8 protein-coding genes are annotated in these 8,369 nt (G+C 70.6%); 2 read left to right on the top strand and 6 right to left on the bottom strand.

Features of this window, described 5'->3' with window-relative positions; all coding sequences use genetic code 11:
• Positions 1–23: 23 nt before the first annotated feature.
• From ACTJKO_RS11295 to dut, 4 genes are all read right to left on the bottom strand, one after another.
• Positions 24–2,840, bottom strand: coding sequence for an aconitate hydratase (locus ACTJKO_RS11295; RefSeq protein WP_440688687.1), 2,817 nt, complete (start codon positions 2,838–2,840; stop codon positions 24–26).
• Between the two features lie 128 nt (positions 2,841–2,968).
• Positions 2,969–3,724 (bottom strand): DUF3159 domain-containing protein, encoded by a 756-nt coding sequence (locus ACTJKO_RS11290; protein WP_440688685.1) that lies wholly within the window; start codon positions 3,722–3,724, stop codon positions 2,969–2,971.
• 29 nt (positions 3,725–3,753) lie between these two features.
• Positions 3,754–4,476: a DUF3710 domain-containing protein gene (locus tag ACTJKO_RS11285; RefSeq protein ID WP_440688683.1), complete on the bottom strand. Its 723-nt coding sequence runs from the start codon at positions 4,474–4,476 to the stop codon at positions 3,754–3,756.
• A complete protein-coding gene (gene dut, locus ACTJKO_RS11280; protein WP_440688681.1) occupies positions 4,473–4,964 on the bottom strand; it encodes a dUTP diphosphatase in 492 nt (163 codons plus the stop codon). The genes ACTJKO_RS11285 and dut overlap by 4 nt, the downstream gene beginning before the upstream one ends.
• A 65-nt stretch (positions 4,965–5,029) precedes the next feature.
• Between dut and ACTJKO_RS11275 the strand changes: the two genes are divergently transcribed.
• Entirely contained in the window at positions 5,030–5,461 is a 432-nt protein-coding gene (locus ACTJKO_RS11275) for a DUF3093 domain-containing protein (RefSeq protein WP_440688679.1), read from the top strand.
• 122 nt (positions 5,462–5,583) lie between these two features.
• Here ACTJKO_RS11275 and ACTJKO_RS11270 read toward each other — a convergent pair whose 3' ends face one another.
• A complete protein-coding gene (locus ACTJKO_RS11270; protein ID WP_198658452.1) occupies positions 5,584–5,883 on the bottom strand; it encodes a DUF4193 domain-containing protein in 300 nt (99 codons plus the stop codon).
• Positions 5,884–6,148: 265 nt separating this feature from the next.
• On the opposite strand from ACTJKO_RS11270, the gene sepH reads away from it, so the two are divergent.
• Positions 6,149–7,171, top strand: coding sequence for a septation protein SepH (gene sepH, locus ACTJKO_RS11265; RefSeq protein WP_440688677.1), 1,023 nt, complete (start codon positions 6,149–6,151; stop codon positions 7,169–7,171).
• Positions 7,172–7,195: 24 nt separating this feature from the next.
• Here the strand turns inward: sepH and ACTJKO_RS11260 are convergent, their stop codons facing one another.
• Complete coding sequence (locus ACTJKO_RS11260) at positions 7,196–8,347, bottom strand: alkaline phosphatase family protein (RefSeq protein WP_440688675.1); 1,152 nt, start codon at positions 8,345–8,347, stop codon at positions 7,196–7,198.
• Positions 8,348–8,369 lie beyond the last annotated feature (22 nt).

Here is an 8,369-nt window from a genome sequence, read left to right as displayed (position 1 = left end):
CTCCAGTCCGTCAGGTGGTCGCGTCAGACGAGCGACCGCAGCACGTACTGCAGGATGCCGCCGTTGCGGTAGTAGTCGGCCTCACCGGGGGTGTCGATGCGGACCACCGCGTCGAACTCGACGGTCTGCTTGCCCGCCGGCGAGTGCTCGCTCGGCTCCGCCGTGACGTGCACGGTCTTCGGGGTGCGGCCCTCGTTGAGTTCGGTCAGACCGGAGATCGAGACGACCTCGGTGCCGTCGAGGCCGAGCGACTCGACCGTCTCGCCCGCGGGGAACTGCAGCGGGACGACGCCCATGCCGATGAGGTTCGAGCGGTGGATGCGCTCGAAGCTCTCGGTGATGACCGCCTTGACGCCGAGGAGGTTCGTGCCCTTCGCCGCCCAGTCGCGCGACGAGCCCGAGCCGTACTCCTTGCCACCGAAGATGACGAGCGGGATGCCCTGCTCCTGGTAGTGCTGCGAGGCGTCGTAGATGAACGACTGCGCACCGTCCGGCGTCGTGAAGTCGCGGGTGTAGCCGCCCTCCACGCCGTCGAGGAGCTGGTTGCGGAGGCGGATGTTCGCGAAGGTGCCGCGGATCATGACCTCGTGGTTGCCGCGGCGCGAGCCGTAGGAGTTGAAGTCCTTGCGGTCGACGCCGTGCTCGGCGAGGTACTTCCCCGCGGGGCTGTCCGCCTTGATCGAACCGGCCGGGGAGATGTGGTCGGTGGTGACCGAGTCGCCGAGCTTCGCGAGCACGCGGGCGCCGGAGATGTCCGAGACGGCGTCGGGCTGCATGGTCATGCCCTCGAAGTACGGGGGCTTCCGGACGTAGGTCGACTCCTGGTCCCACTCGAAGGTGTCGCCCGTCGGGGTCGGCAGGTTCTTCCAGCGGTCGTCGCCCTCGAACACCGAGCCGTACTCGTGGGTGAACATCGCGGTGTCGATCGACTCGTCGATGACCTGCTGCACCTCGGCCGCGTCGGGCCAGATGTCCTGCAGGAAGACGTCGTTGCCGTCCTGGTCCTTGCCGAGGGCGTCCTTGTCGAAGTCGAAGTGCATCGACCCGGCGAGGGCGTACGCGATGACCAGCGGCGGCGAGGCCAGGTAGTTCATCTTCACGTCGGGGTTGATGCGGCCCTCGAAGTTGCGGTTGCCCGAGAGCACCGCGGTGACGGCGAGGTCGTTGTCCTGCACGGCCTGCGAGATCTCCTCCGGCAGCGGGCCGGAGTTGCCGATGCACGTGGTGCAGCCGTAGCCGACGGTGTAGAAGCCGAGGTCCTCCAGGTAGCTGGTGAGACCGGCCTTCTCGTAGTAGTCGGTGACGACCTTCGAGCCCGGGGCGAGCGTCGTCTTGACCCACGGCTTCGCCTTGAGGCCCTTCTTCGCGGCGTTCCGCGCGAGGATGCCGGCGGCCATCATGACCGAGGGGTTCGACGTGTTCGTGCACGAGGTGATCGCGGCGATCGCGACGGCGCCGTGGTCGATCGTGAACGGGTCGGCACCGTCCATCGCGACCTTCGTCGGCGCGGACGCCGTCGACGGAGCGCTCGACACGAAGTCGTGGTGGTGCGTGGTCAGGTCACCGGTGGTCGAGCCCGCGGCGATCGGGTCGGAGGCCGGGAAGGTCTCCTCCACCGCGTCGTCGAGGTCGGTCTGGCCGGCCGGCTCGGTGTAGTTGGCGAGGTCGACCTCGAACTGGTCCTTCGCCTTCGACAGCTCGATGCGGTCCTGGGGGCGCTTCGGGCCGGAGATGGACGGGACGACCGTCGAGAGGTCGAGCTCCATGTACTCGGAGTAGTTCGGCTCGACCGACGGGTCGTGCCAGAGGCCCTGTGCCTTCGAGTACGCCTCGACGAGGGCGATCTGCTCCTCGGAGCGGCCGGTGAGGCGGAGGTAGTCGAGCGTCACGTCGTCGACCGGGAACATCGCGGCGGTGGAACCGAACTCCGGCGACATGTTGCCGATGGTGGCGCGGTTCGCGAGCGGGACCTCGCCGACGCCCTCGCCGTAGAACTCGACGAACTTGCCGACGACGCCGTGCTTGCGGAGCTCCTGGGTGATCGTGAGCACCACGTCGGTCGCGGTGACGCCGGCCGGGATCGACCCGGACAGCTTGAAGCCGACGACCTTGGGGATGAGCATCGACACCGGCTGGCCGAGCATGGCGGCCTCGGCCTCGATGCCGCCGACGCCCCAGCCGAGCACGCCGAGGCCGTTGACCATGGTGGTGTGCGAGTCGGTGCCGACGAGGGTGTCCGGGTACGCGTACAGCTCGCCGTCGAACTCGCGCGTGTAGGTGACCTTCGCCAGGTACTCGATGTTGACCTGGTGCACGATGCCTGTGCCCGGCGGGACGACCTTGAAGTCCTCGAACGCGGTCTGACCCCAGCGCAGGAACTGGTAGCGCTCCCCGTTGCGCTCGTACTCGAGGTCGGTGTTGCGCTGGAGCGCGTCCTCACGCCCGAACAGGTCGGCGATGACGGAGTGGTCGATGACCATCTCGGCCGGCGAGAGCGGGTTGATCTTGTTCGGGTCGCCGCCGATCTCGGCCATCGCCTCGCGCATGGTGGCGAGGTCGACGATGCACGGGACACCGGTGAAGTCCTGCATCACGACGCGCGCCGGCGAGAACTGGATCTCGGTGTCCGGGTCGGCGGTGGGCTGCCAGGAGCCGAGGGCACGGATCTGTTCCTCGGTGACGTTCTTGCCGTCCTCGGTGCGGAGGAGGTTCTCGAGCAGCACCTTCAGGCTGTACGGGAGCTTCTCGTGCCCGGGCACCGTGTCGATCCGGTGGATCGCGTAGTCGACACCCCCAACCGACAGCGTGTCCTTCGAGCCGAAGCTGTTGACTGCAGCCACTGTGCCGCCTCCCTGGTTGATCGGTGTGCCCCCATCCAAGCGGGCCGCAGCACGACCCACCAGCAAGGCAAACCTAAACCCGTCGACCCGGGAAGGGCCGAGGGAACTATCTCGATGTCGAGACAACTCTACACCGCGGCGGCGTCACCCTCGCGCTTGAACACCGTGCGGACGAGCAGCCAGGTCACCCAGAGCAGGGCGGCGTACAGGGGGACGCCGGTGATCAGCTTGATGCCAGCGAGCAGCTCGACCTGCGCCGTCAGGTACAGCGGCACCTCGATCACGAGCCGGATCGCGAAGAGCCCGACCCACAGCCACGTCGCCACCGTGAGCACACGCCGCTTCGCCGGGTCCGCGCGCCAGTCCTGGTGACTGCCGTCCTCGTTCGGCGGGAGCAGGAAGCCGACGACGAGCCCGATGAGCGGCTGCCGGACGGCGAGCGTCACGAGCAGTCCGACGAGCCAGACGGCGTTGATGACGATGCCCGGGATGAAGTTGCTCTCCGCACGACCGGTGATGAGCGCCAGTCCGGCCGAGATCGCGACGCCGAGGATGCCGGCGAGCGACATCACGAGCGACTGCCGCTGGAACAGCCGGAGCACCACGAAGACGACGCCGATGGCCACCGGGATGAGGACACTCGGGACGAGCTCCTTCGTGATCGCGTAGACGACGAGGAACGCGAGGCCCGGGAGCACCGACTCGGCGAGCCCGCGGACCCCGCCGATCGCGGCGACGAGCGCGTGCCCGGAGGGTGCCTCGCCCGGCGCGACCTTGCCGAGCCCGGTGTTCGCGACCGCCGCGCGGAACTGCTCGTTGAACGACGGCGTCGCGTCGTCGGGCGCGACCGCGTCGGGACGGGAGGTGTCGTCGTGGTCCGGCACCGTGCCTCCAGGCTGGTCGGGAGAGCGGATCAGATCGCCGACTGGGTCGACTTCGGCATGTGCAGCGGGATGAGGTCGCGCGGCGGCATCGGGGTGGTCCCACGGACCACGACGACGCTGCGGAAGAGGTCCTCGATCTCGGCGGCGTCGTCAGGCTGCTCGGCCGCCTTGCCGGCGATGACGCCGCGCAGGAACCAGCGCGGACCGTCGACGCCGATGAAGCGTGCGGGCCGGGCGCCGTCCGTCACGCCGGAGCCGTCGGTGACGACCGGCACCTGGGCGCGCAGCTCGGGGCCGAACGGCCCGTCGACCTCGTTCACGACGCCGCCCTGCCGCTCGATCTGCTCGGCGATCTGGGCGCGGATCTCGTGCCAGAGGCCGGTGGAGCGAGGAGCCGCGAACGGCTGGACCTGGAGCGTCGACTCGTCGTAGTCGAGCCCGACCGCGACGACGCGCTGCGAGCCCTCCTCGACCTCGAGCCGGAGGTGCAGGCCCTCGCGCGGGAGCACCTTCACACCGCCGAGGTCCACGTACGGACGCACCAGGTTCGCCTCGGTCTCGTCGTGCGGGCCGCTCTCGGCACGGTCCGCGGGTGCGGACTTGTCGGTCGGGGCGACGGCGTCGACCTCGTCCAGGTCGGCGTCGGCGTCGGTCGCGATGTCGACCTCCGGCGTCGTCGCGACCACGTCCGCGTCGTCGGCGACGGCGTCCGCCACCTCGACCTCGTCACGCTTGCGTCGGCCGAACTTCATGCGCGCGTTCCTTCCTGAGCGTTGTCCGCGGCGCCGCTGACGACACCGCTGCGGTCACCGTAGCCCGACGAACCGAAACCGCCCTGGCCGCGGACACTGTCGGGCAGCTCGTCGACGCGGCTGAACGTCACGCGCGGGACCGGCATCACGATCATCTGCGCGATGCGGTCGCCGACGTGCACCTCGTGCGGTTCCGACTGGTCGGTGTTGAGCAGCGCGACCTTGATCTCACCCCGGTACCCGGCGTCGACCGTGCCCGGAGCGTTGACGATCGTGATGCCGTGCTTCGCGGCCAGCCCGCTGCGCGGGACGACGAACGCGGCGTACCCGTCGGGCAGCGCGATCCGGAGGCCCGTGCCGACGAGTCGCCGTTCGCCGGGCTGCAGGACGAACGCCTCCGTGGAGACGAGGTCGGCACCGGCGTCACCGGGGTGGGCGTAGCCGGGAGCGTTCTCCCCGGTCCAGAGCACGTCGACTGGTTCGGTCACGTGTCGAGGGTAGTGCAGACCGTGACCGTTCCGTGACCTGGTCCGAGTCGTGGTCGAATGGTGTCGTGACCCTGTACCGCGAACGACTCTGGGCTCCGCCCGCCCTCTACCTGGCGACCGCGCTCGTCATCCCCGCCAGCCTCCTCGTGTTCCTGCCGATCAGCGTGCTCGCTGGCGTGCTCGTCGCGATCGGCATGGAGCTCGGCGTCCTCGTGCTCCTCTGGGTGCTCGCCCCGACGATCGAGGTCACGGACACCGAGTTCCGCGCCGGACGCGCGCACCTGCCCCGCACGCTCGTGGGCGAGGTCTCCGGGTACGAGGGCGCCGAGGCGACGACGCAGCGCGGGCCGAAGCTCGACGCGCGTGCGTGGACGCTCTTCCGCGGCTACGTGCGTGGGGTCGTCAAGGTCGAGGTGCAGGACCCCGCCGACCCGACGCCGTACTGGCTGGTCAGCGTCCGCAACCCGTCGGCGGTCGTCGCGGCCCTGCGGTCCTGAGACACGTCGGGGACGGGAGGGACGGCGCGGGCCCGCACCGCGCCTCCCGGACCCGACGGCGCAGCACGCGGAACGGCCCGCCACCTCTGCAGGTGGCGGGCCGTTCGTGTCCTGGGCGTTCCCTAGAGCGCTGCGCACTCCATGCAGACCGGGCCGAGCTTCGACTCGTGGTCGAGCTGCGAGCGGTGCTTCACGAGGAAGCACTCGACACAGGTGAACTCGTCGACCTGGGGCGGGAGCACGACGACGTCGAGGTCGACGTCGCTGAGGTCCTGTCCGGCGAGCTCGAAGCTGCCGGGGTTGTCGGAATCATCGTCGACGACCCCCGACATCTTGTCGGGAACGCGCTCCTTGAGGGCCTCGATCGACTCCGAATCGGAGTTGTCGTCGGTCTTCCGGGGGGCGTCGTAATCGGTGGCCATGCCCATCCATTTCTCGTATCGAGAGGTCGTCGCCGGTGATCGGCGGCGACAGTTTGCACCACGTCCCGCCAGAGCGCAAACCGAGGTCTCCCGCGAGCCGTCACGGCCCTGCAACCCGTCGTCGCCTCCGCGCATTCCCGGCGTCGGCGATCGTCGCCGCGGCAGTCCGCGGCACGCCCGTGCGCCTCCGCCGGATCACGTCCGCACGGCTGCATACTCACGGGGTACGACGCACGACCGTACGCGACGCTCGGAAGGCGGAACCATGCAAGACGTGAGAGTCATCGGGGTGGAGTCCGGGGCGCTCCTCCTCGCGACCGACGGCGGGACCGAGTTCCGCCTGCCCGTGACCTCGTCGCTGCCCGGTCAGGTCCGGCAGGCGAACCCCGAGTCCGGCCCGCACAAGCGCGTCTCGCCGAAGGACGTGCAGGCACGCATCCGCGGGGGCGCCGACGCCGCAGAGGTCGCTGCTGCGCTCGACGTCGACGTCGAGTACGTCCGACGCTTCGAGGGCCCCGTCCTCGCCGAGCGCGCCTTCATCCTCGACGCCGCGCACCGCGTGCCGGTGACCCCGGTCGACGACGAGTCGCCCGACACGTTCGGTGAGGCGATCACCGCGAAGCTCGAGGCCGGCGAGGCCACCGGGATCGCGTGGGGTTCGTGGAAGCACGTCGAGAGCGGCTGGCAGGTGCGCGTCCGCTACACCGCCGGCGAGGTCGAGCACGACGCCCAGTGGCGGTTCGACCCGAAGACCTCGACGCTCACGCCGGACAACGGCGATGCCCACCGTCTGTCGCACACCGAGGACGAGGGCATCGCGCCCCGCCTGCGTGCGGTCGAGTTCGAGCAGCAGGACACCGACGGCACCCGGTTCGACTCCGGGGCGTTCCGGGTCGACGAGCCGGACGAGTCGATCACGAACCCCGAGGTGCAGGAGCGCCCGCTCCGTGCGCCGCTCCCCCGCATCGGCGTCGCCGTCGAGGAGCGCGCACCCGGCAACGAGACCGCCGACCTCCTCGAGGCACTCCGGCGCCGCCGCGGCGAGCGGGAGGCGGCGGCGTTCAGCGACCAGCAGGAGGAGCCGCGCGGCACCTCGATCAGCGTGGTCGACATCCCCCTGCAGGGGTTCGACGACTCGTCGGACACCGCGCCGCAGCCTGACGCCCGTCCGGCCTCCGCACCCGAGGCTGAGGGCGGCCGACAGGAGCGCAAGAAGCGGAACCGGCGGTCGATGCCGAGCTGGGACGAGATCGTCTTCGGCACGCGCCCGGACGACGACCCCGCCTGAGCCCGGCCACCTGCGCTCCTGCCGCTACTGCGCGAACGCTCCGGCGAGGCGCAGCGGAACCTGGACCTCCTCGTCGGTCATGGCGCCGTGCTGGCCGATCATCCGTTTGGGCACCTCGCCGTCGCGGAGCGCGCGGTCGTCGTTGAACGCCCACGAGCCACGGGCCACGACGACGACGTCGCCGATGCGGTCGACGACCTCGGGTGCGACCGCGCCGAACCACCCGGCTGCGATCGCCTCGTCGCGGCTGGCGACGTACGCCTTCTTGCCGTAGCGGGCACGCCACGCGCCCACGAGTGAACGCACGTCCGTCCCGGGGGCGACCGTGAGCTGACGGCAGCGCGGGTCCCCGGCGATGCCGATCACGTCGGTCAGCAGCTGCGGGTCCATCGCGATGTTCGCGTGGTCGGGGACGTCGAGCACGCCGTGGTCGGCGGTCACCACGATCCCGACGTCGGCGGGTGCGCGGGACTCCAGCCGGGCGAGCTCGCCGTCCAGGAGCTCGAGCGCTCCCGTCCAGCGGTCGGACTGCCAGCCCTGCTTGTGCCCGATGGAGTCGAGCTCGGGGACGTAGAGGTAGACGAGCGAGCGTCCCGTGGCGGTCTCGGCCAGGGCTGCGTCCACGCGCTGCGCGATCGAGTCCGCGGACACGTACCGCGCTCCCCCGAGCACGTTCGCCGTCATCCCCGACGAGCGGTACCGCGCGGGACCGACCACGACGGGGTCGACGCCGAGCGCCGCGGCCGCGGTGAAGAGCGTCGTCGCGAGGAACCAGTCGTCGGGCACCTCGGTGTCCCAGCCGCTCAGCAGGTTCATCACCGTGCCGGTGTCCGGGTTCCAGCCGCTGTACCCGACCACGCCGTGCGTGCCGGGCGACCGACCCGTGGTCAGCGTGCTGAGGGCCGCGGCGGTCGTCGTCGGGAAGCCGCTGCGGAGCCGGCGCTTGCCGGACGCGAGCCACCGGGCGTGCCCGGCACGTGCCGACAGCGCGGTCGCACCGAGGCCGTCGACCAGCACCACGACCGCGGAACGGGCGGGGCGGAGGGCGATCCGCGCCTCCAGTCCGGAACTGCGCAACCACGCGTCGTCCGCGGCGCCGAGCGCGACGAGGCAACTCGGGAAGACGTCGGCGAGGTTCGCGGTGGCGTCGGGGGCCGTCGGTACGCTTGTTCCCATCTCCCCCAGTCTCGCAGAAGGG

Origin of the sequence: Curtobacterium sp. 22159 (assembly GCF_052045775.1) — a bacterium.
Taxonomy (GTDB): Bacteria; Actinomycetota; Actinomycetes; order Actinomycetales; family Microbacteriaceae; genus Curtobacterium.
This window is presented reverse-complemented; position numbering and strand designations above follow the sequence as displayed.

Excerpts from the sequence above, each read along its gene's own strand:
- ACTJKO_RS11285 (WP_440688683.1), bottom strand. The coding sequence starts at position 4,476 with ATGAAGTTCGGCCGACGCAAGCGTGACGAGGTCGAGGTGGCGGACGCC.
- ACTJKO_RS11270 (WP_198658452.1), bottom strand. The coding sequence starts at position 5,883 with ATGGCCACCGATTACGACGCCCCCCGGAAGACCGACGACAACTCCGAT.
- sepH (WP_440688677.1), top strand. The coding sequence starts at position 6,149 with ATGCAAGACGTGAGAGTCATCGGGGTGGAGTCCGGGGCGCTCCTCCTC.
- ACTJKO_RS11260 (WP_440688675.1), bottom strand. The coding sequence starts at position 8,347 with ATGGGAACAAGCGTACCGACGGCCCCCGACGCCACCGCGAACCTCGCC.